1 protein-coding gene is annotated in these 722 nt (G+C 74.8%); it reads left to right on the plus strand.

The features are described from left to right. Window positions 1-722: DUF6397 family protein (locus tag CCN72_RS37175; protein WP_244174680.1), on the plus strand; the 722-nt coding region annotated here is incomplete at both ends.

The following is a 722-nucleotide window of genomic DNA, read 5'->3' on the forward strand; positions in this document are numbered from 1 at the left end:
CGGCGCCGTGGTCTGGCTCTATCTCACCGAGGAACTGAAGCACTTCGCGGCCGTCACCGAGAACACGCATCTGCTCAAGGGCCGCACCCCCGAGACGCTGCGCGGCCAGCTCGCGGAGGGCGTGGACCTGCGCGCCCGCAACTGGCGCATGCGGCAGCTGGGATGCCTGCTGCGACAGGCCGAGGACCCATGGGCCCGAGCCGGGGCCCTGGCCGCCCTGCTTCCGCCCGTCGAGGTCGCCGACGTCGTCGAGGACCCGCACGAGCGCGCCTGGGTGAACCGATTGCGGCCCGCCCTGCCCGGCCAGACTCTCGCCGGAACCTCGTTCGCCCATGTCGCCGAGCGGATCACGACCGCGCAGGACGCGGACGAGATCGAGTGGCTGCGCAGCGACCTCGCGCACTCGGTCGAGGAAGCACGTGCCCTCTCACCGGCCCCGCGCCCGGCCGCCCGCCGCACCGGGCCGACGATGCGCCCGACGGCACAGCCGATCCCGCCGCTGGCACGTACGGTCACGGCACGGGTGGAACCGATGCCGACGCCGGTGCCGATGCCGGTGAACCCGGCGGGGCCCACAGACGAATCGATGGCGGGCAAGGCCGAGCCGACGACGCGAGCGGCGGAGTCGCTGATGCGGGTCGTCGAGCCGCGCCGAATCCCCGGCGGACGCGCGCCCGAGCGGCGCCATGTGCCGCGGGTGCGACCCGCCCCGGGCCCCGTAC

It is taken from the genome of Streptomyces murinus (genome assembly GCF_002154555.1).
Taxonomy (GTDB): domain Bacteria; phylum Actinomycetota; class Actinomycetes; order Streptomycetales; family Streptomycetaceae; genus Streptomyces; species Streptomyces murinus.